At 63.0% G+C, this 23414-nt stretch carries 25 protein-coding genes; 5 read left to right on the top strand and 20 right to left on the bottom strand.

What is annotated here, in order from left to right; translation table 11 throughout:
* The first annotated feature begins 219 nt into the window (after window positions 1–219).
* Window positions 220–741 (top strand): superoxide dismutase family protein, encoded by a 522-nt coding sequence (gene sodC, locus QRN22_RS25195; protein WP_042555798.1) that lies wholly within the window; start codon window positions 220–222, stop codon window positions 739–741.
* A 42-nt stretch (window positions 742–783) separates the two neighbouring features.
* Here the strand turns inward: sodC and flhB are convergent, their stop codons facing one another.
* The 19 genes from flhB to QRN22_RS25100 form a co-directional block, all read right to left on the bottom strand.
* The gene (gene flhB, locus QRN22_RS25190; RefSeq protein WP_042555797.1) at window positions 784–1920 is read right to left on the bottom strand and encodes a flagellar biosynthesis protein FlhB; all 1137 of its coding nucleotides are present in this window, start codon (window positions 1918–1920) and stop codon (window positions 784–786) included.
* The gene (fliR, locus tag QRN22_RS25185; protein WP_042555796.1) at window positions 1920–2696 is read right to left on the bottom strand and encodes a flagellar biosynthetic protein FliR; all 777 of its coding nucleotides are present in this window, start codon (window positions 2694–2696) and stop codon (window positions 1920–1922) included. The genes flhB and fliR overlap by 1 nt, the downstream gene beginning before the upstream one ends.
* Before the next feature lie 5 nt (window positions 2697–2701).
* The gene (gene fliQ, locus QRN22_RS25180) at window positions 2702–2971 is read right to left on the bottom strand and encodes a flagellar biosynthesis protein FliQ (protein ID WP_042555795.1); all 270 of its coding nucleotides are present in this window, start codon (window positions 2969–2971) and stop codon (window positions 2702–2704) included.
* Window positions 2972–2981: 10 nt separating this feature from the next.
* Window positions 2982–3767: a flagellar type III secretion system pore protein FliP gene (fliP, locus tag QRN22_RS25175; protein ID WP_042555794.1), complete on the bottom strand. Its 786-nt coding sequence runs from the start codon at window positions 3765–3767 to the stop codon at window positions 2982–2984.
* Entirely contained in the window at window positions 3767–4192 is a 426-nt protein-coding gene (gene fliO / locus QRN22_RS25170) for a flagellar biosynthetic protein FliO (protein WP_042555793.1), read from the bottom strand. The genes fliP and fliO overlap by 1 nt, the downstream gene beginning before the upstream one ends.
* 5 nt (window positions 4193–4197) lie before the next feature.
* On the bottom strand, window positions 4198–4668 hold the full coding sequence (fliN, locus tag QRN22_RS25165) for a flagellar motor switch protein FliN (RefSeq protein ID WP_042555792.1): 471 nt from the start codon (window positions 4666–4668) through the stop codon (window positions 4198–4200).
* Between the two features lie 62 nt (window positions 4669–4730).
* Window positions 4731–5702 (bottom strand): flagellar motor switch protein FliM, encoded by a 972-nt coding sequence (gene fliM / locus QRN22_RS25160; RefSeq protein ID WP_042555791.1) that lies wholly within the window; start codon window positions 5700–5702, stop codon window positions 4731–4733.
* Between the two features lie 15 nt (window positions 5703–5717).
* Window positions 5718–6242 carry a flagellar basal body-associated protein FliL gene (gene fliL, locus QRN22_RS25155; protein ID WP_042555790.1) on the bottom strand — a complete coding sequence of 175 codons (525 nt, stop codon included), beginning with the start codon at window positions 6240–6242 and terminating at the stop codon, window positions 5718–5720.
* Window positions 6243–6572: 330 nt separating this feature from the next.
* On the bottom strand, window positions 6573–7850 hold the full coding sequence (locus QRN22_RS25150; RefSeq protein WP_042555789.1) for a flagellar hook-length control protein FliK: 1278 nt from the start codon (window positions 7848–7850) through the stop codon (window positions 6573–6575).
* 73 nt (window positions 7851–7923) lie between these two features.
* The gene (locus QRN22_RS25145) at window positions 7924–8280 is read right to left on the bottom strand and encodes an Hpt domain-containing protein (protein WP_042555788.1); all 357 of its coding nucleotides are present in this window, start codon (window positions 8278–8280) and stop codon (window positions 7924–7926) included.
* Window positions 8281–8371: 91 nt separating this feature from the next.
* Window positions 8372–10066, bottom strand: a complete 1695-nt coding sequence (locus QRN22_RS25140) for a fused response regulator/phosphatase (RefSeq protein ID WP_042555787.1) — start codon at window positions 10064–10066, stop codon at window positions 8372–8374.
* Between the two features lie 6 nt (window positions 10067–10072).
* Window positions 10073–10378, bottom strand: coding sequence for an STAS domain-containing protein (locus QRN22_RS25135; RefSeq protein ID WP_042555786.1), 306 nt, complete (start codon window positions 10376–10378; stop codon window positions 10073–10075).
* A 209-nt stretch (window positions 10379–10587) separates the two neighbouring features.
* Window positions 10588–11040, bottom strand: coding sequence for a flagellar export protein FliJ (fliJ, locus tag QRN22_RS25130; protein ID WP_042555785.1), 453 nt, complete (start codon window positions 11038–11040; stop codon window positions 10588–10590).
* A gap of 3 nt (window positions 11041–11043) precedes the next feature.
* Window positions 11044–12402 (bottom strand): flagellar protein export ATPase FliI, encoded by a 1359-nt coding sequence (gene fliI / locus QRN22_RS25125; protein ID WP_042555784.1) that lies wholly within the window; start codon window positions 12400–12402, stop codon window positions 11044–11046.
* Entirely contained in the window at window positions 12392–13177 is a 786-nt protein-coding gene (fliH, locus tag QRN22_RS25120) for a flagellar assembly protein FliH (protein WP_042555783.1), read from the bottom strand. Before fliH ends, fliI begins: the two co-directional genes overlap by 11 nt.
* Before the next feature lie 3 nt (window positions 13178–13180).
* Window positions 13181–14197: a flagellar motor switch protein FliG gene (fliG, locus tag QRN22_RS25115; protein ID WP_042555782.1), complete on the bottom strand. Its 1017-nt coding sequence runs from the start codon at window positions 14195–14197 to the stop codon at window positions 13181–13183.
* Window positions 14190–15995, bottom strand: coding sequence for a flagellar basal-body MS-ring/collar protein FliF (fliF, locus tag QRN22_RS25110; protein ID WP_042555781.1), 1806 nt, complete (start codon window positions 15993–15995; stop codon window positions 14190–14192). The genes fliG and fliF overlap by 8 nt, the downstream gene beginning before the upstream one ends.
* Before the next feature lie 16 nt (window positions 15996–16011).
* A complete protein-coding gene (fliE, locus tag QRN22_RS25105) occupies window positions 16012–16341 on the bottom strand; it encodes a flagellar hook-basal body complex protein FliE (protein ID WP_042555780.1) in 330 nt (109 codons plus the stop codon).
* 884 nt (window positions 16342–17225) lie between these two features.
* A complete protein-coding gene (locus tag QRN22_RS25100; protein ID WP_042555779.1) occupies window positions 17226–17552 on the bottom strand; it encodes a ComEA family DNA-binding protein in 327 nt (108 codons plus the stop codon).
* A 183-nt stretch (window positions 17553–17735) separates the two neighbouring features.
* Between QRN22_RS25100 and QRN22_RS25095 the strand changes: the two genes are divergently transcribed.
* Window positions 17736–19289 (top strand): glycoside hydrolase family 17 protein, encoded by a 1554-nt coding sequence (locus tag QRN22_RS25095; RefSeq protein WP_042555778.1) that lies wholly within the window; start codon window positions 17736–17738, stop codon window positions 19287–19289.
* A 54-nt stretch (window positions 19290–19343) separates the two neighbouring features.
* Here the strand turns inward: QRN22_RS25095 and QRN22_RS25090 are convergent, their stop codons facing one another.
* Window positions 19344–19718, bottom strand: coding sequence for a hypothetical protein (locus tag QRN22_RS25090; protein ID WP_042555777.1), 375 nt, complete (start codon window positions 19716–19718; stop codon window positions 19344–19346).
* A gap of 276 nt (window positions 19719–19994) precedes the next feature.
* On the opposite strand from QRN22_RS25090, the gene mlaY reads away from it, so the two are divergent.
* The 3 genes from mlaY (at window position 19995) to QRN22_RS25075 (ending at window position 23041) form a co-directional block, all read left to right on the top strand.
* Window positions 19995–21293, top strand: a complete 1299-nt coding sequence (gene mlaY, locus QRN22_RS25085; protein ID WP_042555776.1) for a lipid asymmetry maintenance lipase MlaY — start codon at window positions 19995–19997, stop codon at window positions 21291–21293.
* Between the two features lie 19 nt (window positions 21294–21312).
* Entirely contained in the window at window positions 21313–22062 is a 750-nt protein-coding gene (locus tag QRN22_RS25080) for an MlaA family lipoprotein (protein ID WP_042555848.1), read from the top strand.
* 130 nt (window positions 22063–22192) lie between these two features.
* Window positions 22193–23041, top strand: coding sequence for a pirin family protein (locus QRN22_RS25075; RefSeq protein ID WP_042555775.1), 849 nt, complete (start codon window positions 22193–22195; stop codon window positions 23039–23041).
* Window positions 23042–23414: the final 373 nt, after the last annotated feature.

Genomic DNA, 23414 nt, shown 5'->3' with positions numbered 1-23414 from the left:
TATTCAATCTTTTGACGCCTGAACGCCCTTGCTGCCGGTGTTTGCAAGAACCTTTCCAACTCTTCGAAAAGCGCGAAATGACTGGGCTACGAGGCCCATGACGAGTGCCGTGAGCGGCACCGAGGCGAGACGAAAACACGAACCCCGCCGGCAAACACGAGTCCACACCCTGTGGGCGGTGGTTTCGCCCCCCGTTTTTCCATCCTCGAGGAGTCACGTATGAAACGCTGGATGATGGCCGCATTGGCCAGTTGCTGCGCTGCAAGCCTGCAGGCCGCCGACCTGACGGTCGACCTCAACGCCGTGGACGCCAAGGGCGTCGGCAGCTCGGTGGGCAAGGTGGTGATCAGCCAGAGCCCCTACGGCGTGGTTTTCACCCCCGAATTGCATGACCTGGAACCCGGCGTGCACGGCTTCCACGTGCACGGCAAGCCCAGCTGCGATCCGGCACCCAAGGACGGCCAGCCGTCAGCTGCCGAAGCCGCTGGCGGCCACTGGGACCCGCAGAACACCGGCAAACATGGCTTACCCTGGGGTGACGGCCACCTCGGCGACCTCCCTGCCCTGCTGGTCACCGCCGATGGCAAGGCCAACCAGCCCGTGCTGGCACCCCGCATCAAGAGCGTGGACGAGCTGAAGAACCTGGCGCTGATGGTGCATGCCGGCGGCGACAACCATGCCGACCATCCGAAACCGCTGGGCGGCGGTGGTGCTCGCGTCGCCTGTGGCGTCATCAAGTAACTGCACTGGCGCACATCGCGAGCCGTGGCTCGTGGTGTGCGCTTACTCGTCGCGCCGCAGATCCGGCGGGATGGGCAGGTCCTTCAGCGGCACCGGACGCTTGCCCTTGCCAGCCTGGTACTGCCGGATCTGATAGACGTAAGCGAGCACCTGAGCGACTGCCAGATACAGCCCTGCGGGGATTTCCTGATCGAGCTCGGTGGTGTGATAGATCGAACGCGCCAGCGCAGGCGACTCCAGCAGCATGACCTTGTGCTCCTGAGCGATCTCGCGGATTTTCAAGGCGGTGAAGTCACTGCCCTTGGCGAGCAACATGGGCGCCTGGCCCTTCTCCGGGTCGTATTTCAGGGCCACGGCGAAGTGGGTCGGGTTGGTGATGACCACGTCGGCCTGCGGGACAGCCTGCATCATGCGGCGCTGCGTCATTTCGTGCTGCAGTTGACGAATCCGTTGCTTGACCTCGGGCTTGCCCTCGCTGTCCTTGTACTCGTCCCTGACTTCCTGCTTGGTCATCATCAGCTTCTGCTTGTTGTCCCAGAGCTGGAACGGCACATCGACGGCCGCGATCAGGATCAGCCCGAGGGACATCCACAGCGCACTCCAGCCCACCACCTCCGCCGAGTGCATGATGGCCGACTCGACCGGCTCGTTGGCGATCGCCAGCAGGTCGTCGCGATCCATCGACAGCACCACCAGCGCCACCATCAGAATCAGCAGGAACTTGGCCAATGCCTTGAGCAGCTCGATCAGCGCTTTCATCGAAAACATGCGCTTGAGCCCGGCCAGCGGGTTCATGCGGCTGAACTTGGGGGCCATGGCCTTGGCCGAGAACAGCCAGCCACCCAGACAGATGGGACCGACGATGGAGGCGATCAGCAGGACGATGAACAGCGGCATCAGCGCATCCAGGGCCATCTTCCCTGAAGCCGCCAGCCACAGCGCCATGCTGCGCTCGTCCATCAGCACCTCGCGTGACAGCGCGAAATTGCCGCGCATGATCTCCAGCATGGCGTTGCCGACAGCTCCGCCGGTCGCCAGCAGGCCGCCGGTGCCGGCGAGCATGATGGCGAAGGTGTTGAGCTCGCGCGAACGCGCGATCTGACCTTTGTCGCGAGACTCCCGGCGACGTTTCTCCGTGGGTTCCTCGCTTTTATCGGCACCGCTTTCCGATTCGGCCATCAGTTCGCCCTCGCCAGTTCACGCAGCATGATCAGCGCCTCGGACGCCAGGCCCTGATAGTGCGAAAGGATATCGGCCAGGGAAATCCAGACGATGATCATGCCCAGCACCAGCGTCAGCGGAAAGCCGATGGAAAAGATGTTCAGTTGCGGAGCCGCCCGGGTCATCACGCCAAAGGCGATGTTGACCACCAGCAAGGCGGTGACCGCCGGCAGCACCAGAATCAATGCAGCCCCCATCACCCAGCCGAGCTTGGTCGCCACCTCCCAGTAATGCTCGACCTGCAGGCCGGAACCTGGGGGCAGCGTCACGAAACTCTCGGCGAGCACCTCGAACACCACCAGATGGCCGTTCATGGCCAGAAACAACAGGGTCACCAGCATGGTGAAGTACTGACCGATCACCGGTACCGAAATACCGTTGGCCGGATCGACCATGGACGCGAAGCCCAGGCCCATCTGCATCGCCAGGATCTGCCCGGCGACCACGAATACATGGAAGAACAGCTGCAGCACGAAACCGAGCATCACCCCGATGAGAATTTCCTGGGCGATGAGCATGAAAGCCTGCAGGCTGATGGAGTCCACCTGCGGCATCGGTGGCAAGGTAGGCACCAGCACCACGCTGATGGCCAGCGACAGATACAGGCGCACCCGCGTCGGCACCAACTGGGTCCCGAAGATCGGCATCACCATCAGCAAGGCGGCGATGCGAAACAGCGGCAGCACGAAACTGCTGACCCAGCTGCCTATCTGCGCATCGCTCAGCTCGAACATCGCACTCAGCCGATCAGCTGCGGAATGTTCATGATCAGGTTCTGCGTGTATTCCATCAGCTCACGCACCATCCACGGCCCGCCGACGATCAGCGTCAGCAGCATCACCAGCAGGCGCGGCAGGAAGCTCAGGGTCTGTTCGTTGATCTGCGTAGCGGCCTGGAACATGGCCACCAGCAAGCCCACCAGCAGGCTGGGCATGACCAGCAGGCCGACCATCAGGCAGATCAGCCAGAGCCCTTCTCGGAACAGGTCGACAGCGACTTCAGGGGTCATGTGAGCCTCGCTATAAAGTGCCGAAACTGCTGGCCAGCGTACCCATGATCAGCGCCCAGCCGTCGATCAGCACGAACAGCATGATCTTGAAGGGTAGCGAAATGATCAGCGGCGACAACATCATCATACCCATGGCCATGAGGATGCTCGCCACCACCATGTCGATGATCAGGAACGGGATGAAGATCATGAAACCGATCTGGAAGGCGGTCTTCAGCTCGGAGGTCACGAACGCCGGCACCAGAATGGTCAGCGGCGCCTGTTCGGGCGTGGCGATGTCGGTACGCTTGGAGAGGCGCACGAACAGCTCCAGATCGCTCTCCCGGGTCTGCGCCAGCATGAAGTTCTTGATCGGCACCTCCGCCCGCTCGATCGCCTGCTGCGCAGGCAGTTGCTCGCTCAGGTAGGGCTGCAGCGCCTCGCGATTGATCTGGTCGAACACCGGCGCCATGATGAACATGGTCAGAAACAGCGCCAGACCGATGAGAATCTGGTTGGAGGGCGTCTGCTGCAGGCCCAGGGCCTGACGCAGGATGGAAAACACGATGATGATCCGCGTGAAACTGGTCATCAGCATGACGAACGCCGGGATGAAGCTCAGCGCGGTCATGATCAGCAGGATCTGCAGACTCACCGAATATTCCTGCTGACCCTCGGCGTCGGTGCTCAGGGTGATCGCCGGAATCGACAGCGGGTTGTTGCCCTGCTGGATCAGCGAACTGCCGCCAGGCGGCTCCTGGGCGAAAGCCAGCGAGGCGCCCAGGGTGAACACCAGCACAAGCAGAAGGCGCAGCATCAGGACTTGTCCTTCTGGTCCTTGCCCAGCAGCTCCATGAGGCGCTGGGCGAACTCCGTCGAAGCGGGCTCGGCATCGGGCAGATGAACCGGCTCGCTCATCACGTGCAACTGATTGATCCGCCCCGGGGTCATGCCCAGCAATATCTGCTCGTTGCCCACCTGTACCAGCACCAGTCGATCACGGGGGCTCAGCGCCTGGGTGGCGACGATCTTGATCACCTTGCCGCCGCTTGGCCCGAGACGCTGTACACGGCGCATCATCCAGGCAAGCAGGAAGATCAGGCCGATGACCAGCAACAGGCCAATCACCAGTTGCACCAGTTGGCCACCGATACCGCTGCCTGCCACCGGCGCCTGGGCTGCGGGTTCGGCGGCCAGTACGGAGAGTGGCAGGGCGAGAAGAACGAGCAGGATTCTATTCATGATCTCTAGCGCAGCTTCTTGATGCGTTCGCTTGGGCTGATCACGTCGGTCAGGCGGATGCCGAACTTTTCGTTGACCACCACCACTTCGCCATGGGCGATCAGCGTGCCGTTGACCAGCACGTCGAGCGGCTCACCGGCGAGGCGATCGAGCTCGATCACCGAGCCCTGATTGAGCTGCAGCAGGTTACGGATGGTGATATCGGCATTGCCCACTTCCATGGAAATGGACACGGGGATATCGAGGATCACATCGAGGTTCGGGCCGTCCAGGCTGACCGGGTTGTTGGCCTTGGGCATGCTGCCGAACTCTTCCATGGGCGCCCGCGGGGCAGCCGGTTGGCTCGGCACGCTGGCGGCCAGCATGGCATCGATGTCGTCCTGCCCTTCGGCATCACCGGACTCGGCCAGGGCCGCAGCCCATTCATCGGCGAGCGCCTGTTCCTCTGGCGTGGTGTTTTCGTTCTCGTCTGCCATCGTTCAACCTCGGCTGGCGTTTATCGGTTGGGCCACACGCTCGGCGCATGGCGAAAATGGGGCTAGCGATGACGCTCGATCGGGTCGAGCACCTGCAGCGACAGATTGCCCTTGTGCGAACCGAGCTTGACCTTGAAGGACGGCACGCCATTGGCGCGCAGGATCATGTGCTCCGGCAGCTCGACGGGAATCACGTCGCCCGGCTGCATGTGCAGGATGTCGCGCACCTTGAGCTGACGCCTTGCGACCGTGGCGCTGAGCGGCACACTGACCTCGAGGATGTCCTCGCGCAGGGCCTTGACCCAGCGTTCGTCCTGATCGTCGACGTCGGACTGGAAGCCGGCATCGAGCATTTCGCGGATCGGCTCGACCATGGCGTAGGGCATGGTGATGTGCAGGTCGCCGCCCCCGCCATCGAGCTCGATGTGAAAGGTCGAGACCACGATGACTTCGCTGGGGCTGACGATGTTGGCCAGTGCCGGGTTGACCTCGGAGCCGACGTATTCGAAGTTGATGTCCATCACGGCGGCCCAGGCTTCGCGCAGGTCGATGAAGGCCTGGTCCAGCACCATGCGTACCACGCGCAATTCGGTAGGCGTGAACTCACGCCCCTCGATCTTGGCGTGGCGACCATCGCCGCCGAAGAAGTTGTCGACCAGCTTGAACACCAGCTTGGCATCGAGAATGAACAGACCCGTACCGCGCAGCGGCTTCATCTTCACCAGATTGAGACTGGTCGGCACGTACAGCGAGTGCACGTATTCGCCGAACTTCATCACCTGCACGCCACCCACGGCCACATCGGCAGAGCGACGCAGCAGGTTGAACATGCTGATGCGGGTGTAGCGCGCAAAGCGCTCGTTGATCATTTCCAGGGTGGGCATGCGCCCGCGCACGATCCGATCCTGGCTGGTCAGGTCGTACTGCTTGACGCTGCCAGGCTCGACGTACTCCTCGGTTTCCACCATGCCGTCGTCGACGCCATGCAACAGCGCATCGATCTCGTCCTGGGATAGCAGGTCTTGCACAGCCATTATCGGACTCCCGCCCTATTGCAACACGAGGTTGGTGAACAGCACCTGCTCGACGGTGACCTTGCCCGTCTCCTTCTCGGCCAGTTGCTGCACGCTGGCCGTGGCCTGCTGACGCAGCATCTCCTTGCCCACCGGGGTGATCAGCGTGGCGAAATCCTGACTGGAGAACAGCATCACCAGATTGTTGCGCAGTACCGGCATATGCACCTTGAGAGCATCCAGCCCGGCCTGGTCGCGGGTCATCAAGGCAACGCTGACCTGCATGTAGCGGGCGCGGCCGTTCTGCGTGAAGTTGACCACGAACGCGGGTGTCAATTCTTCATAAATGGCGGGCTGTTTGACCGGCGCGGCATTCTCGGCCTGCTCGTGGGAGGCCTCTTCCTTGGCGGCGCCCTTGCTGAGGAAGAACCAGGTGCCACCGACCGACAGCCCCACGGCGAGCAGCAGCGCCAGGACGATCGCGATGATGAGCTTCAGCTTGCCTGGCGGCTTGCTGCCTGCTTCGGCAGCCGCAGCGGGTGGGGCGTTCTTCTTAGCCATGCCAAAAATCCGTCACGAGGCGGAGAACCTTCCGCTTTCAAAGGGTTAAGAGCAAGTGTTATGCCAGCTCATAAGCTCTGGCGCAAATGCTGCGCGCGCCATGGTACGCGAAAGCGCCAGCGCTGACCCGGGCATCGGGCCATTAACGAAAACACCCTGACCGACAGACTCGGACAGGGTGAAGTCTAGAACAGAGTACCGACGCTGAGCGGTTTTAAGCGTTTGCCTCGCGCTTGGCGACAGGCGGCCGGATGACGTATCGACCCCGATAGCCCCGGCCGAGCGCAGCGCTACCCGGGAATCGTCCAGCGAGGATCGCCAGGCCCTCGATCAGGCGTAGTAATCGACCATGCCGCGGCCGGCGCCCTGAGCGGGATCACGCAGCTCCACGCTGCCGATCACCCGCTCGTCATCAGCGCCACCGGCAGCGCCGTCGTCGGCGAGCCGGCCACCACGGCCACGGCTGTCACCGTCCTGCCCCTGCCCTTGCCAGGCACGCCCCTGGGACTGGTCGGAAACGTTCACGTCGGCAAGGTTCATGCCCTGCTGAGTGAACATCTCACGCAGGCGGTGCACCTGACTTTCGAGCGCCTCACGCACACCCGGGTGGGCGCTGGCGAAGCTGATCTGGGTCTGGTCCTGGTTGAGGCTGATACGCACGTCCAGGCGGCCAAGCTCTGCCGGGTCGAGCTGAATCTCGGCGGACTTGAGGTTCTGGCTGGACATCCACATCACCTTGTCCACCACGCCCTCGCTCCAGCCAGCCTGCTGCATGGCGACCGGATGGCCAGGCACCGTTGGCACGCGCGCCACTTGCGAGGTCTGCTGGTTGATCGCCTGGGTCAGTGCACTGAGCTTGCTGACGAACTGCTCGGGAGCGGTATCGGCCGAACTCTCTTTGAGCGCCTCCAGGCCCTGGGTACTGAGCTCCAGTTGCGGCAGCTCGACGGTCTCGCCGGCTTCGCCCTCGACAGCCGTGGTCTTCATGCCCATTGCCGCCATGGCGCTGGCAAACGCCTGACCACTGCTGGCGGACGAGGACGTCGACGCCCCGCCGTTGCTCGTTGCGGTCTGCTCGGCCACCTTTTCCTGCACGCCGACATCGAGCGCCAGGCGCACAGCGGGCAACTGGTTGAGCGCATCGATCTCCGGATCGAAGCTGGCTTCAGTCATGGCGGCTGGCGCGGAGCCGATCAGGCTGGTCGGGGCTGCAGTGACCTGCGCTTGCAACGCGGGGTCGATGACCTCCTCGACGATCGGCTGTGGCTCGAACAGACCGAGCATCAGCAACGGATCGACCGCCGCGTCCTCGCTTGCCGGGTCGGCAGGCAAGTCCTTGCCGCTTTCGGCAACGGCTGGCGCCTGCTCCGCGGTAGGCGCCGGACTACTGACGTCTTTCTGCGGCTCGTTCTTGCTGTCGCGTGCGCTTTTGGCGGCATCGTCCTGGCGCTCGGCCGCCTTGGCCTGACGCTCTTTGGCATATACCTGCGAGAAGCTGGAAGCCTCTTGCTTGCGCGGCTCGGCCTTGTTCTGCGCAGTGTTCGCCGCAGGGGCCTTGGGCTTGGCTACGGCCGTAGGCGTCAGCAGCAGATCAGGGGCAACGGGCATGAATGCTCTCCGCATGAATGTTGTCGTGACCTGAGACCAAGCAAGGGTCGGGCCAACCTCTCAAGCGGAAGATTCAATCGGTGGAAAAACGCTGGCGTTCCGACTTGAGCAGAATGCGCACGATGGCGAACTCGCGCTCGACACGCCCGATCAATTCGGCTGAATCGGTGAGGTCGCCGCGCCGCGCCAGCTCTTCGAGCTCGCGACAGGATTCAGCCAGCACCTTGGCGCCCATATTGCTGCAACTGCCCTTGAAGCTGTGTGCAGCATGGCGCATGGCCTGGGCGTCCTGCAGGCGCTCGGCCTCCTGCAACAGGCGCAGGCGCTCGTCGGAATCGGCGACGAAGGTATCCAGCAGCACGGGATACTCGTCCTCCATGATGTCCTGCAGGGCAACCAGCACGGCGCGGTCTAGATGATTGTCGGACACCCTTAACTCCAAGCCTGCCCAGGGGGGCAGTTCACCGCAGCAGATCGAAACGGCTCGCGCCAGCAAGCCGAAGCCATCAATTGTTTGGCGATTATGCCTCTGCGGGCCAGGAAAACTCCACAGTGACCCGACGTCCGTCAGCAGACCAGCTGCTGCGCTCGCTGAGATCGCGAACCAGGCTCATGCCACGCCCGCTCAACCCTCCGGCGGGATGTTGACGCGCCAGTATCGCCAGCGGGTCGAACCCCTTGCCGTTATCTTCCACCGTCAGCGTCAAACGCCCGCCGCCCTCCTCGCGACTGACGTCGACGGCGATGCTGACGCAGCCATCCTGCAAGCCATCGAGACGCTCCGCTCGCTGCCGGTAGTATTCTGAAAAGCCTGCGGCATCGCGTTTAAGGCTTGAGTCCAGCCCCAATACGCCATGCTCGAGGGCGTTGGTGTACAGCTCGCAGAGCACGCTGTAGAGATTGCCGCCATGGCCACGCAAGCCGGGCACTTCGAGCAACAGCTGCAGCAGGTAAGGCAAGGGATAGAAGTCACGCAGGGTGGGGCCACGAAAATCGAAACGCGCCGACCATTGTTCAGGCCCGGCACGCCATTCGCCGGTCGTCAGCGGCGGTCGATTGACCGTGCTGTCCTCGACCATGGTCACCTCGACCAGGCTGACGTCGTCACGCGCCTCGCCATGAAAGCGCTGCAGCGCTCGCTGAATGTCGTCGAACAACGCAGACGGCGGATGACCGTTGTCGAGTACGTCGAGCAATCGTTGCTCGCCAAACAGCTCTTCATGCTCGTTCTGGGCTTCGAGCACGCCATCGGAGAGCAGGAATACGCGATCGCCCAATTCCAGCGGATAGGCCTCATAGCCATCGCGAAAACTGTCCGGCTCCAGCACCCCAAGCGGCAGATGGCGTGATACCAGCGCGACTCGCTCGCCGCCCTTGCGCAGCACGTAGCCGTCCGGCAGGCCGCCGCCCCAGAACTCGACCACCTGACGGCGAAAGCTGATATTCAACACCGTGGCACAGCAGAATACCCCGCGCGGCAGGATACGCCGCAGCTTGGCATTGCTCTCGTGAAGGATCTCGGCCAGTGAATGCCCCTTGCCGGTCATGCGGTAGAAGACATCGGCCAACGGCATCGCGCCGATCGCCGCGGGCAGACCGTGGCCGGTGAAGTCACCGAGCAGCACGTGCATGTCGCCACTGGGATGAAACGCCGCCAGCAGCAGATCGCCGTTGAACAGCGCATAGGGCGACTGCATGTAGCGAATGTTGCCGGCTGCCAGACACCCGGAGTGGGCCACCTTGTCGAACACCGCCTTGGCCACCTGCTGCTCGTTGAGCAGGTGCTCGTTGTGGCGGGCGATCAGGTCACGCTGCTGCAACACCTCCTGATGCAGGCGACGCAGGCGATCCATGGCGTTGATCTTGGCTTCCAGAATGACCCGGCTGTAGGGCTTGGCGAGAAAGTCATCGCCGCCTGCCTCGAGGCAGCGAACCAACGCCTCGTCTTCACTGAGGGAGGTCAGGAAAATGATCGGCACCATGGCATCGCCAGCCATGGCCTTGATTCGCCGCGCCGCCTCGAAACCGTCCATGACCGGCATCAGCGCATCCATCAATACCAATTGCGGGCGCTGCGACTCGAACAGCGCGACCGCCTCGAGGCCATCGCTGGCAGCCAGCACCCGGTGCCCCTGACGACCGACGATGGTCGCCAGCAGCATGCGGTCAGTGGCGCTGTCCTCGGCGATCAGGATGGTGAGTCGAGAGGCGTTCATCGCGCCTCAGACGATCTGGAAAAGCTGTTCGAAATTGGAAATGGACAGGATCTTGCGCACATCGGGATTGCAGTTGAGCAGACGAATCTGCGCACGGTCGCCACCGGCATGATCGCGCAGCAGCAGCAACATGCCGAGCGCCGAGCTGTCGAGGTAGGTCGTCCCCTTGAGATCTACCGCGTAGCGTTTCGGACGAATGTCGACGCGCTCGTAAGCACGACGAAACTCCTGATGGACGCCAAAATCGAAGCGACCTTGAATCGTTATGGTCAACTCTTGCCCGTCTTCCGAAGGCAGCGAGGTGATGGGCATGAAACACTCCTTGAGATCCGGGAAACCCGCTGGCCCGCCGTATACGAGCCAACCAGGCCGACTCTACCCTTATGAGCAGGTTATACCTTGTTGACCGGAGCCGTGGCGCGGTGTCTCACCTGTTTTTCCTGACCCTGCCCAGGCCGCTCTCCGGCGGCCTGAATTCCGGCATATGAAGATTTAGCATTAGCCTGCGTCAGCGGCAACCATCATTCCTGATAATCGCGTCGAGGTATGCGCTGCGCGAGCTCGTCGAGCAACTTCTGTTCACGCTTGTCTTCGGCCAGACGGGCTTCGTCCAGATAGCGCTGCACCAGTTTTCGCAATCCTTCCAGACGAGCATAGCGCTGTTGCCAGATCTCACGCATCTTGTCCAGGTTGCTACGGTGCCAGCTCACGGCCTGCTGCTGCTGAGCGATCGCCACATCGAGCTGGGAAAGAAAGCGCTGATAGTTCATCAGCCACTGACCGGACACGCCCCGCTGCCCCTCATTGATCCACTGCTGCTGATAGCCCTGCAGGTAATTTTCCAGATCGGCCAGTTTTCCCTGCGCCTGCCCCAGCATGCCCTGGGCTCGTCCGAGTTGCAGCGCGGCCTCGCGCTCGGCCTTTTCGGCCATCTCGACGACGGGCGCCAGCCGAGCGGCGCGACTGGTTGCCACCGGTTAGGACGCCGCTGTGGGGTTCAGAACCGCGGCCAGCAGGTCGCGGCTGCTGTCCAGGCTTTCGCTTTCAACCAGGCTCTGGCGCAAGTAGCGCACCATCACCGGCTGACGCGCGATGGCCATGTCGGTGTCGGCATCGCCACCGGGTACATAGGCGCCCACGCTGATCAGGTCGCGGCTCTGCTGGTAACGCGACCACAGTTGTTTGAAACGCTGAGCGTTGCGCATGTGCTCGGGGCTGACCACCTGAGGCATGACCCGGCTGATGGACGCTTCGATGTCGATCGCCGGGTAATGCCCCTCCTCGGCCAGACGCCGCGACAGCACGAAGTGCCCATCGAGCACCCCGCGGGCGGCATCGGCGATCGGATCCTGCTGGTCATCGCCTTCCGAGAGGACCGTATAGAACGCGGTGATCGAGCCACCACCCTCCTCGGCGTTACCGGCACGCTCGACCAGGCGTGGCAGCTTGGCGAACACCGACGGCGGATAGCCCTTGGTGGCTGGCGGCTCACCGATGGCCAGAGCGATCTCGCGCTGCGCCTGGGCGAAACGGGTCAGGGAATCCATCAGCAGCAGAACGTTCTTGCCCTTGTCGCGGAAGTACTCGGCAATGCGTGTGCAATACATGGCGGCGCGCAGGCGCATCAGCGGCGCATCATCGGCAGGCGATGCCACCACCACGGAACGCTTGATGCCCTCCTCGCCAAGAATCTCGTCGATGAATTCCTTCACCTCACGACCCCGCTCGCCGATCAGACCGACCACGATGATCTCGGCTTCGGTAAAGCGGGTCATCATGCCCAGCAATACCGACTTACCGACACCGGTACCGGCGAACAGGCCGAGCCGCTGGCCGCGACCGACGGTGAGCAGGCCATTGATGCTGCGAATGCCGACATCCAGCGGCTCGCTGATCGGATGGCGCTTGAGGGGGTTGATGGTCGGACCATCCATTGGCACCCAGTCCTCGGCCTTCATCCCGCCCTTGCCATCGAGGGCACGGCCAGCGCCGTCGAGCACCCGGCCGAGCATCGACATGCCCATTGGCAAGCGCCCGGTATCCGGCAATGGCACCACCCGCGCGCCCGGCGCGATGCCGGCCAGGCTGCCGACCGGCATCAGGTAGATCTTGCCCGAGGAAAAGCCCATCACCTCGGCCTCCACCTGCACGGGGTGATAACTGTCGTCGTTGATGACCAGGCAGCGGCTGCCCAGCGCAGCTCGCAACCCTTCGGCTTCGAGGGTCAGGCCGACCATGCGCAGCAGGCGACCTTCGACGATCGGCTGGGACGGCAGCTTCACGGCGTCACCGTAGCCGTCCATGCGCCGGGCGAAACTGATGCGCTCAAGGCGCATTGGCGCCGTCCAGATCGATGTGCATGTCAGCGGATCGAGGCGTCGTGGCGTGTTCGCGCTGCTGTTCGAAGAGCTGCTTGAGCGCCTGGCTCAGACGGGTTTCGACACTGGCGTCGATGCGACTGTGCTCGCTCTCGACCCGACACCCGCCGGGCAGCAGCGCATCGTCTTCGAGAATCCGCCAATTTTCCTCATGGCGGTCGCGCAGCGCTTTGACCAGTTCGAAATCCTGGGGATTGAGATGAATGCGAATGTTCTCTGCGCCCATGGGCAGCAACTTGAGCGCTTCACGCAGCACCTGGCGGATCTGGCTGGAGTCGCGGCTCAATTCGCGCTGGATGACTTCACGGGTGATCTGGCCGACCAGGGTGACCAGCGCCGCTTCGATCTGTTGGTCCTGATCGGCGATCGGCTCGAACAACTGGCTCATGACCTGCTCGAGCGCCTTCACCCTGCCGGCAAGCGCCGTGTCGGCTTCTTGCTTGGCCTTGAGTTGGCCGGCGCGGAAACCGTCCTTCTCGCCGGTGGCGAAGCCTTCGTTGTAGGCGTCCTGGCGAATGGCCTCGAGCTCGTCGAGCGTCAAGGGTTTGACATCCTCGAGGGAGACCTCTTCGCTCTCCTGCACCGGCAACGCAGCCTCGGCAGCCGGCTCGCTGGTGGGCTGCTCTTCTTCGGGCACATCGACATGCTCGTCGAAGCTCGGCAACGACCAGCGATTGACGCTGCCCAGGTCCTTGGCGCGAATCAGTTCGCTGACGGGTTCCTTGCCGGCCATGGGTTAAACCATCTCCTCGCCGCCCTTGCCACCCAGCACGATTTCACCAGCCTCGGCCATGCGCCGGGCGATGGTGAGGATTTCCTTCTGAGCGGTCTCGACGTCGCTGACACGCACCGGGCCTTTCGCTTCGAGGTCATCACGCAGCAATTCGGCGGCACGTTTCGACATGTTCTTGAACACCTTCTCCTTGATCGCCTCGTCCGCGCCCTTGAGCGCCAGCACCAGCACATCGGAAGACACCTCGCGCAGCAGCGCCTGGATGCCGCGGTCATCGACATCAGCCAGGTTGTCGAAGACGAACATCAGGTCTTCGATCTGCGACGACAGGTCTTCGTCGATCTCGCGGATCGAGTCCATGAGCTGCCCTTCGACCGAGCTGTCGAGGTAGTTCATGATGTCCGCAGCGCGCTTCACGCCGCCCATGGTGGCGCGGGTGGTATTGGAACTGCCGGAGAACTGCTTCTCGAGGATCAGGTTGAGTTCCTTGAGTGCCGCGGGTTGTACGGTGTTCAACGACGACACGCGCAGGACGATGTCCAGGCGAACCTTGTGATCGAAATGCGCCAATACTTCGCCAGCCTGATCAGGGTCCAGATAGGCCACCACGATGGCCTGGATCTGCGGATGCTCGTAGCGGATCACATCGGCCACGGCACGCGGTTCCATCCACTTCAGGCTGTCCAGCCCGCTGGTGCTGCCACCGAGCAGAATGCGGTCGATCAGGTTGCCGGCCTTGTCTTCGCCAAGGGCCTGGGTGAGCATCTTGCGGATGTAGCTGTCGGAGCCGACGCCGAGGCTGGTCTGGTCGCCGACGGTTTCGACGAACTCACCCATCACCTGTTCGACCTGCTCGCGATGAATGTTGCGCATGGCAGCCATCGCCACACCCACCCGCTGGACCTCCTTGGGCCCCAGATGACGAAGTACCTGTGCTGCATCGGTTTCACCGAGCGACAGCAGAAGAATCGCGGCCTTCTCGACCTTGGTCATCTTGGCAGTGGTACGGTTCTCATTCATCGGCATTGATCCAGTCTTTGACTACCTGGGCGACACGGCCCGGATCTTCGGCGACCAGACTCTTGATCGCATTGAGTTGTGCATCATACCCCTCGCTCGGGCTCGGCAGGAGAATGCTTTGCGGGCCGCCCAGGCTCACCCGGTCGGACGCCAACTGGCCATCCAGACCACCCATTTCGCCGAGGTCGACATCGCCATCGCGGCCGCCGCCAGCCATGGCCAGCTCCTTGCCCTTGCCGCCACCGGTGATGTTGTTGAGCACCGGGCGGAGCACGAACCACACCAGCAGGAAGATCAGCAGTGCCGGGAACAGTGACTTGAGGCCGCCCATGGCCATCAGGAACAGCTCGCTCTGGTACCACGGCACCTCGATCACTTCGGCGGTTTCGCTGCTGAAGGCGGTGTTGATCACGCTGACGCTGTCGCCACGGCTGGCATCGAAACCAACCGAATCCTGGACCAGCCGAGTGAAGCGCGCCAGATCGTCACTGGTCCACGGCACACGGGTGGTTTCGCCGGTAGCCGGGTCGACACGCACCTGGTCATCGACCACCACGGCGACGGAAAGCCGGCGCAGGCGACCTTGCTGCTGCTTGGTGTAGCTGACCGAGCGATCGAGTTCGAAGTTGCGGGTCGACTGATCACGTTTGTCGGCCGGGTACGGCGCCAGCATCGGCTGGCCGGTGGCCGGGTCCATGATCTGCTGACCGTTGGCATCGACCAGCGGCTGGCCGGGAGCGATCGGCCCAGCGGGCGCGGCGGCACCACCAGCCTGCTGTGGCGCGGCGGCCGGGCCAGGCGGCTGATTGCTCAGCGCACCAGGCACGCCCTGCGGGCCGCTGCCACTGCTGCGCTGTTCGTTGACCTGCTGCTCGCTGCGCAGCGCCGGCTGATCCGGGTTGAAGGTTTCCGAAGTCGACTCGACGGCGCTGAAATCCACGTCTGCCGAGACTTCGGCCTTGTAGCGACCCATGCCGAGCACAGGCTGCAGGATGTTGTGCACGCGCTGGGTGAACAGGCTCTCCATGCGGCGGCTGTAATCGAACTGCTTGCCGGCCATGCTCAGCTCGGACATTTCCTGCTGATCGGATAGCAGGTTGCCCTTCTGATCGACGACGGTGACCTGGCCCTTGTCCATTTCCGGCACGCTGCTGGCGACCAGATTGACGATCGCCATCACCTGGCTCGGCTCCAGATTACGGCCCGAATACAGCTCGACCAGTACCGACGCGCTTGGCTTGCGCTCGTCACGAACGAATACCGAGCTCTTCGGAATTGCCAGGTGCACGCGAGCGGCCTTGACGTTGTTCAGGCTGGAAACCGTGCGCGCCAGCTCGCCTTCCAGGCCGCGGCGGTAGCGGGTGGCTTCCATGAACTGGCTGGTGCCCAGGCCTTGCTCCTTGTCGAGAATCTCGAAACCGATGCTGGTATCGGTGGGCGCAACGCCAGCGGAAGCCAGACGAATGCGTGCACGGGCCAGGTCCTCCGACTTGACCAGCAGCGCGCCGGAGTTCGGCTCGATGGTGTAATCGATATTGGCCGTGGTCAGGGTTTCCATCACGCCGCGGGCGTCCATACCGTCGAGGCTGCCGTACAGTGGCTTGTACTCCGGCTGCTGGGACCACAGCACCACGGCGAAACCGATCGCCACGCTGGCGGCCAGGCCAACCAGCAGGCCTGCCTGACGCAGCACCGGCATATCGGACAGATTTTCCAGAAAGGTCAGCCCGAACAGCGGCTTTTTCGGCGCGCTGCCAGCGGAAGTGGCGGGTACGGTGGTGGCAAGTGCGTCGGCCATGATCGGAATTTACCTCTTAAACCGGCATTTGCATGATGTCTTGATACGCCTGAACCAGCTTGTTGCGCACCTGGGTCATGGCCTGAAAGGAAACACTGGATTTCTGCGAGGCGATCATCACATCGGTCAGGTCGACCCCGCTCTGGCCCATCTCGAAGGCCGTGGCCAGCTGACCAGCAGCCTGTTGGGTATCGCTGACCTTGTTCACGGCCTGCCCGAGCATGTCCGAGAAGCTCGGCGCACCGGCCTCCTGTGCTTCGGCGACTGCCGGTTTGCGAGCCATGGCCTCAGCTTGCATGGAGCGCATTTCCAGCATTAGACGATTGAACGCGACACCCTGACTCATGACCTTTCCTCCACTGACCGCGGTTTTTTGACGCCGCGTGTGCTTTGCAAGGGTGATTGCAACAAGGGTGCCAACTGCGCGCCTTTGCCCGGAACGTCGTTTTGCTGGCGCCATGGCGCTGCGCAGACGGGTAAAAGCAGGAAGCGAGCCAATCGCGTCTGAACGGCCAAGCATCAATTCTCGTCGGCGCCCGGCAACCGCGACGCATGGATGCCTATTGCAGGAACCCAGACCCCGGGGCGAATCGCGCGGCCAACTCGAATCGCGCGCCATGGCCGCCATCGTTTCGCGCCGAGGTCGACGCTCCTACGCGGACGGCGGCTGACGTGGAGTACGCCGCCGCCCGCACATTGTAGGAGCCCGCTTGCGGGCGAATCGCGAGGCCAACTCGAATCGCGCGCCATGGCCGCCATCGTTTCGCGCCGAGGTCGACGCGCCTACGCGGACGGCGGCTGACGTGGAGTACGCACCCGCCCGCCCATTGCAGGAACCCCGCCCCCGGGGCGAATCGCGAGGCCAACTCGAATCGCGCGCTATGGCCGCTATCGTTTCGCGCCGAGGTCGACGCTCCTACGCGGACCGCGGCTGACGCGGGTTACGCAACCGCCCGCACAAGTTGTAGGAGCCCCGCCCCCGGGGCGAATCGCGAGGCCACCTCAAATTGCGCGGTATGGCCACCATCGTTTCGCGCCGAGGTCGACGCGCCTACGCCGACGGCGGCTGACGTGGAGTACGCCACCGCCCGCACATTGTAGGAGCCCGCTTGCGGGCGAATCGTGCGGCTGACTCGAATCGCGCGGTATGGCCGCCATCGCTTACGGCAGCCACGAAAAAGCCGCTCGCCCCAAAGGGCGAGCGGCTCCGCTGTTGCTGGCTGGTGAGGGTTACTGGCCGACGGTCAGCTTGGCACGGTTGCGCTCGAGCAACGCCTCGCCGATCCCCTTGACCTCGAGCACTTCGTCGATCGAAGCGAATTCGCCGTTGGCCTCACGGTAGGCAACGATGGCCTGCGCCTTGACCAGACCGACGCCACTGAGCTCGCGCTGCAGCGTTTCCGCGTCAGCGGTATTGAGGTTGATGGGGTTGAGCTCGGCCACCTGCTGGGCAACCGGTTCGCCGGCGGGCTTCTTCGCACTTTCGTTGGCACTCGCCAACAGGGAAGCACTGGCAAGTGCGGCGAAAAACAGAGCGTGCAGGGTAGTTTTCATCATGATCAATATCCTTATAGATCCACTCGAATTGAGCGACGCGGGTATTCCTAACGCCGCATCAACAAAATTAGCCAGCCTGCTCCACTTGTCAAATGGGTGAGCTCGAAAGCACCGTCCGCGCAGCTATCTAAAGCCCCTGCTCGCCGCTAAGATGCGCGTCTCTCTTACCACGCGTGTTCGATCATGCCCGCTATCGCCCGCTTTCCTCTGCTCCCCTACATCAGCGCCTGCGTCATCGGATTTCTCGCGCTTGGCAGTCTCTGGCAAACCATTGGCAAGCCCGTCGTCCTGGCCGATGCCGCGACACCCACGCACAAGCTGCAGTGCGCGTCCTACACACCATTCGGCAAGGATCAGTCACCGTTCGATCTGCCTCTGCAGATTCACCCGCAGCAGATGGACACCGACCTGGCCTTGCTCGCCGAGCGCTTCCAGTGCATTCGCACCTACTCGGTCACAGGCCTCGAGGCGCTGCCGGACCTGGCGCGCAAACATGGCCTCAAGCTGATCACCGGCGCCTGGGTGAGCCGCAACCCGCATGACACGGCCATCGAAATTCAGGGCCTGATCAAGCTGGCCAAGGAAAACCCGGACGTCGTCGAAGCGGTGATCGTCGGCAACGAAGCGCTGCTGCGCAAGGAAGTCACGGGCGGGCAACTGGTCGAGCTGATCAATCAGGTCAAGGCCGAAATCACCCAGCCCGTGACGTATGCCGATGTCTGGGAGTTCTGGCTCAAACACCCCGAAGTGGCGCCGGCAGTGGACTTCATCACCATTCACCTGCTGCCCTACTGGGAAGATGATCCTGCCGGCATCGACGCGGCTCTGCATGAGGTCACCGAAGTACGCGAGCTGTTCGGCAAGCAGTTCGCGCCCAAGGACATCATGATCGGCGAAACCGGCTGGCCCAGCGAAGGCCGCCAGCGCGAAACCGCCGTGCCCAGCCGCGTCAACCAGGCCACCTTCATCCGTGGTTTCGTCGCCCTGGCCGAACAGCACGGCTGGCGCTACAACCTGATCGAAGCCTTCGATCAACCCTGGAAACGTGTCAGCGAAGGTGCCGTCGGCGGCTTCTGGGGGTTGTACGATGCCGACCGTCAGGACAAGTCGATCCTCGCCGGGCCGGTTTCCAACCTGCCGCACTGGCCTCTGTGGCTGGCCATCAGTGGCGCCGTTCTGGCCTTCGGCCTGCTGATTGGCGGGCGCCCGAGCTCGACCCGCAACGCCGTGCTGCTGCCACTGCTGGCCGCGCTGGGCGCAGCGTGCATCGGGCTATGGGCAGAGTTGTCCTGGGTCACCAGCCGTTACGTCGGCGAATGGCTGTGGGCCGCTGCCCTGCTTGCGCTCAACATGCTGGTACTGGCCCATGCGGCGCTGTCGCTGTCCACCGCACAGAGCTGGCGTGGGCGGGCATTCACCTGGCTGGAGCGTCGTGCAGGCTGGTGGCTGGCGGCAGCCGGCTTCGCCGGCTCGGTGATGATGCTGGCCATGGTCACCGACGCTCGCTACCGCAGCTTCCCCAGCGCGGCGCTGTTGTTACCGGCGCTGGTCTACCTGCTGCGCCCGGTGGCCGCACCACGTCGGGAAATCGCCCTGCTGGCGGTGCTGATCGCCGCAGGCGTGATACCGCAACTCTACGAAGAGACGCTGGACAACCTGCAGGCGATTGGCTGGGCCATCACCAGCGTACTGCTGGCGCTCGCGCTATGGCGAAGCCTGAAACGCTCGAAAGCCTGAAAGGGCTAGCACGGCCTTGCCCGGCGTTGCGAATGAGCGCAACGCCGGGCGGCATCAGCCAAGGGTCGAAGCAGGCGCGCGTACCAGTCGCAGCAGTGACAGTACCACCGCGAACACCGCCAGGCTCGCGGTATACAGCGCCAGCGCCGGCAAGCCGAGCAGCAGCCCCGGCACCGCCAGACGCCAGCCCCATGCACCCGGCAGCACGAATGCCAGCACCGCGCAGCCAAGCGCGGCCCAGGCGATGATCCGCAGATGGATCATCCAACCCAGCGTGGCACGGACCTGGCAGGCCAGATTGGCCGGATCGTCAACACAGCGACCGACCCACTGATCACCCTCCATGAGCAGGTAACGCAGGCCATAGCTGGCGACCACGCACACAACGGCGGTGATCACCAGCACAACGATAGACAGGCGACGGGGCATGCGGCACTCCAGAGGGGGGTGGAAATGGCGCTCAGCATAATCGCCCGCCAGACGGATGCAAGCCACAAATGAAGTCGGCGCGCAGCCGCGTGAATCCGCGCTAGCTCGACCTTTCGCGGCAAATCCGGTATCTACTGCATTAAGCTGCAAAGCAACGCTAATTTCCCATGGCACTTTGACACATGGGCAGTTGTCCTAGTCATCGCGGCTGATGCCGAAAGCACGGGCAGCCCCGCCCACCTCTGAAAAGAATGTTCTCTTCCAAAGGGATCTTGTATGTCTTTCATACCCCGCCTCGCTGCTCTGCTCGGCAGTCTGTTGCTCAGCGCCCCACTCTGGGCTGCCGACATCGACGCGCAGACCTATGGCTATCCGCTCACCAATCCGTTCGAGGCGACCATCGCCACCACGCCGCCGGAGCTGCGCCCGGAGCTACCGAACGACGCGGATATCAATCAGAAGGACTACCAGGTCCGCCTGCGTCCGGAGCGCGAATTCCAGTTGCCGGACAACTTCTGGGCGGTGACCAAGATGCGCTATCGGCTGGCCGAGCAGAAGGGTCCAGCGCCGCTGATCTTCATCATCGCCGGCACCGGCGCACATTACTCGAGCAGCACCCCCGAGTACCTGAAGAAGCTGTTCTACGGCGCGGGCTACCACGTCGTGCAGCTGTCGTCGCCGACCAGCTACGACTTCATGACCTCGGCCTCGCGTTTCGCCACACCGGGTATCAGCCGTGACGATGCCGAGGATCTGTACCGCGCCATGCAGGCAGTACGTGCCCAGCACCCGCGCCTGGAGGTCACCGACTTCTACCTGACCGGTTACAGCCTCGGTGCGTTGCACGCCGCATTCGTCAGCCAACTGGACGAAACCCGCCGCAGCTTCAATTTCAAGCGCGTGCTGATGCTCAACCCGCCGGTCAACCTGTACACCTCGATCACCAACCTGGATCGTCTGGTACAGACCGAGGTCAAGGGCATCAGCAACCGCACGACCTTCTATGAACTGGTGCTGGGCAAACTGACCCGCTACTTCCAGGAGAAGGGTTACGTCGATATCAACGATGCGCTGCTCTATGACTTCCAGCAGTCCAAGGAACATCTGACCGACGAACAGATGGCCATGCTGATCGGCACCTCCTTCCGTTTCTCGGCAGCCGACATCACCTTCACGTCCGACCTGATCAACCGTCGAGGCCTGATCACCCCGGTGGACTATCCGATTGGCGAGGGCACCAGCCTGACGCCGTTCTTCCGCCGGGCGCTGCAATGCGATTTCGACTGTTACATGGCCGAACAGCTGATCCCCATGTGGCGTGCCCGCTATGACGGCGGCAGCATGACTCAACTGATCAATGAGGTGAGCCTGTACGGGATCGAGGATTACCTGAAGAACAGCCCGAAAATCGCGGTCATGCACAACGCCGATGACGTGATTCTCGGCCCGGGTGATCTGGGTTTCCTGCGCCGTACCATGGGTGACCGTCTGACCGTGTACCCGCTCGGCGGCCACTGCGGCAACCTCAATTACCGCGTCAACAGCAAAGACATGTTGGAGTTCTTCCGTGGCTAAGTCCTTTCCTACTCTCGCGCTGTTCTCTGCCCTGCTGACCTGCGGTACAGCCGTTGCCCAGACCACGGTCGACGATGACGGATTCAAGCAACCGTTGAGCAGGCTCAAATTCAACCCCGGCCTGGACCAGCGCGAGTTCGAGCGTTCGACATTGTCCGCGCTGGAAATCTTCGACCCGCTGGAATCGTGGAACCGCCGCGTCTACCACTTCAACTACCGCTTCGACGAGTGGGTGTTCCTGCCGGTGGTCGACGGTTACCGCTACATCACACCCGGCTTCGTGCAAAAGGGTGTGACCAATTTCTTCGGCAACCTGGGCGACGTGCCCAACCTGTTCAACAGCGTGGCGCAGCTCAAGGGGCAGCGCGCACTGAACACCACGGCACGCCTGCTGTTCAACACCACGCTCGGGGTGGCCGGGCTGTGGGACCCAGCCACTCTGATGGGCCTGCCCAAGCAGCGCGAGGATTTCGGCCAGACCCTGGGTTTCTATGGCACCCCCGCCGGCCCTTACCTGATGCTGCCGATTCTGGGCCCATCCAACCTGCGCGACACGGGTGGCCTGGCGGTGGACTTCGGCGTCGCACAAGCGGTCAATTACCTCAACATGGCCGAAGTGGCCAGCGACCACCCGGAGGTCACCCTGCTCAGGGGCGTCGATCAGCGGTCGACCACCAGCTTCCGCTACGGCCAGATCAACTCGCCGTTCGAGTACGAGAAGCTGCGCTTCTTCTACACCGAATCGCGCAAGCTGCAGATCGCCGAGTGACCGACATGGCGGCGCCCCGTGGCGCCGCCATCCGGCATCGATTTTCTCGATGGATAACACGGCCTTTCCCCATCCATCTCCCGAATCGCCTCGCCTAACATAGGCCTACCGCGTTTCAGGAGGCTCCAGCATGACCCATCTACGCAACGTACTCGCCATTCAGCCGGGGCAACCCGCTTCCGACGGGGCCGGTGTGCGCCTCAACCGGGTGATCGGCGGTGGCGGCATCGAACGCTTCGACCCCTTTCTGATGCTCGACGAGTTCAGCACCGAGAATGCCGACGACTACATCGCCGGCTTCCCGCCGCACCCACACCGCGGTTTCGAGACCATCACCTATATGCTCGAAGGGCGCATGCGCCATGAGGATCATCTGGGCAATGTCGGGCTGCTGCAGGGCGGCGACGTACAGTGGATGACCGCAGCGCGCGGCATCATCCACAGCGAAATGCCGGAGCAGGAACAGGGTGCCATGCGCGGCTTCCAGATATGGCTCAACCTCCCCGCCGAGAGCAAGATGGCCAACCCGGACTATCGCGATATCGAGGCCGCGCAGATCCCTCGCGTGCGCCTCGGCAACGGCGCCGAAGTGGTGGTCATCGCCGGCCGCTTCGCCGAAGGCGAGATGGTGCAGAGCGGTGCGGTGCAGCGCCCGCACACCGCCCCCTACCTGCTCGACCTGCATTTGCCGGCGTGCAGCACCTTGAGCCCCACCCTGCCCGACGGGCATCGCGTTCTGCTCTACGTGTACCAGGGAGAAGCGCATGTTCAACACAGCCATGCAGTGAAAGCCGGCAGGCTGGTACGCCTGGATGACCAGGGTAGCGTACACCTGAGCAGCGAAACCGGCGCTCGCGTCCTGCTGCTCGCCGGCAAGCCCTTGAACGAACCCATCGTGCAGTACGGGCCGTTCGTGATGAACAGTCGGGAAGAAATCGAACAGGCGATGCGCGACTTCCGTGACGGCACCTTTGCCTGAAGCGGGCGTCGCTATTGGTGGGCTAAAGCCCCACCCTACGGTTAATACCCCTGAGAAGTAGGGTGGGCTTCAGCCCACCGCAAATGACGCCCACAGCCCCGAAGCTGCGAACCACATGCTCTGAACAGTCAGCCACCATCGGCGTTGAATGGCTTCGGTGGGCTAAAGCCCCACCCTACGGTTCATACCCCTGGGAGGTAGGGTGGGCTTCAGCCCACCACCAATGACGCCCACAGCCCCGAAGCTGCGAACCGCATGCTCTGAACAGTCAGCCACCATCGGCGTTGAATGGCTTTGGTGGGCTAAAGCCCCACCCTACGGTTCATGTCCCTGGGAGGTAGGATGGGCTTCAGCCCACCACCAATGACGCCCA

Origin of the sequence: Pseudomonas sp. MEJ086 (assembly GCF_030209025.1) — a bacterium.
Taxonomy (GTDB): domain Bacteria; phylum Pseudomonadota; class Gammaproteobacteria; order Pseudomonadales; family Pseudomonadaceae; genus Aquipseudomonas; species Aquipseudomonas fulva_A.
This window is presented reverse-complemented; position numbering and strand designations above follow the sequence as displayed.

Coding starts and splice junctions, on each gene's coding strand:
- sodC (WP_042555798.1), top strand. CDS start 220: ATGAAACGCTGGATGATGGCCGCATTGGCCAGTTGCTGCGCTGCAAGC.
- flhB (WP_042555797.1), bottom strand. CDS start 1,920: ATGGCCGAATCGGAAAGCGGTGCCGATAAAAGCGAGGAACCCACGGAG.
- fliR (WP_042555796.1), bottom strand. CDS start 2,696: ATGTTCGAGCTGAGCGATGCGCAGATAGGCAGCTGGGTCAGCAGTTTC.
- fliQ (WP_042555795.1), bottom strand. CDS start 2,971: ATGACCCCTGAAGTCGCTGTCGACCTGTTCCGAGAAGGGCTCTGGCTG.
- fliP (WP_042555794.1), bottom strand. CDS start 3,767: ATGCTGCGCCTTCTGCTTGTGCTGGTGTTCACCCTGGGCGCCTCGCTG.
- fliO (WP_042555793.1), bottom strand. CDS start 4,192: ATGAATAGAATCCTGCTCGTTCTTCTCGCCCTGCCACTCTCCGTACTG.
- fliN (WP_042555792.1), bottom strand. CDS start 4,668: ATGGCAGACGAGAACGAAAACACCACGCCAGAGGAACAGGCGCTCGCC.
- fliM (WP_042555791.1), bottom strand. CDS start 5,702: ATGGCTGTGCAAGACCTGCTATCCCAGGACGAGATCGATGCGCTGTTG.
- fliL (WP_042555790.1), bottom strand. CDS start 6,242: ATGGCTAAGAAGAACGCCCCACCCGCTGCGGCTGCCGAAGCAGGCAGC.
- QRN22_RS25150 (WP_042555789.1), bottom strand. CDS start 7,850: ATGCCCGTTGCCCCTGATCTGCTGCTGACGCCTACGGCCGTAGCCAAG.
- QRN22_RS25140 (WP_042555787.1), bottom strand. CDS start 10,066: ATGAACGCCTCTCGACTCACCATCCTGATCGCCGAGGACAGCGCCACT.
- QRN22_RS25135 (WP_042555786.1), bottom strand. CDS start 10,378: ATGCCCATCACCTCGCTGCCTTCGGAAGACGGGCAAGAGTTGACCATA.
- fliI (WP_042555784.1), bottom strand. CDS start 12,402: ATGCGCCTTGAGCGCATCAGTTTCGCCCGGCGCATGGACGGCTACGGT.
- fliH (WP_042555783.1), bottom strand. CDS start 13,177: ATGGCCGGCAAGGAACCCGTCAGCGAACTGATTCGCGCCAAGGACCTG.
- fliG (WP_042555782.1), bottom strand. CDS start 14,197: ATGAATGAGAACCGTACCACTGCCAAGATGACCAAGGTCGAGAAGGCC.
- fliF (WP_042555781.1), bottom strand. CDS start 15,995: ATGGCCGACGCACTTGCCACCACCGTACCCGCCACTTCCGCTGGCAGC.
- fliE (WP_042555780.1), bottom strand. CDS start 16,341: ATGAGTCAGGGTGTCGCGTTCAATCGTCTAATGCTGGAAATGCGCTCC.
- QRN22_RS25100 (WP_042555779.1), bottom strand. CDS start 17,552: ATGATGAAAACTACCCTGCACGCTCTGTTTTTCGCCGCACTTGCCAGT.
- QRN22_RS25095 (WP_042555778.1), top strand. CDS start 17,736: ATGCCCGCTATCGCCCGCTTTCCTCTGCTCCCCTACATCAGCGCCTGC.
- QRN22_RS25090 (WP_042555777.1), bottom strand. CDS start 19,718: ATGCCCCGTCGCCTGTCTATCGTTGTGCTGGTGATCACCGCCGTTGTG.
- mlaY (WP_042555776.1), top strand. CDS start 19,995: ATGTCTTTCATACCCCGCCTCGCTGCTCTGCTCGGCAGTCTGTTGCTC.
- QRN22_RS25075 (WP_042555775.1), top strand. CDS start 22,193: ATGACCCATCTACGCAACGTACTCGCCATTCAGCCGGGGCAACCCGCT.